Below are 232 nucleotides of genomic sequence, written 5' to 3'. Positions count from 1 at the left end.
GCGCCCCTGCGGTGTCGATCGGGCCAGCCCCGTGGCGGTGATCATCTGCAGCGTGACCGCCAGCGACGCCAGGTCGTCCAAGTCGATGGTCGGGGCGTCGAGGTCCTCCAGCGAGGGCAGCTGGTCGGCCACCGGCCCGCCGGAGACCATCGGGTACTCGTAGGTCTCCTGGGCGAAGTACTCCTGCGCCTGGGTGCTGAGCAGGCAGTCCACCAGCGTCCGGCCGTCCTCG

At 71.1% G+C, this 232-nt stretch carries 1 protein-coding gene; it reads right to left on the bottom strand.

Features of this window, described 5'->3' with window-relative positions; genetic code table 11:
- Positions 1–232, bottom strand: a 232-nt coding sequence (locus AC0IVP_RS22250) for a hypothetical protein (RefSeq protein ID WP_471759321.1), incomplete at both ends; no start/stop codon positions are given.

The organism is Klenkia sp. AC732 (genome assembly GCF_979256525.1).
This window is presented reverse-complemented; position numbering and strand designations above follow the sequence as displayed.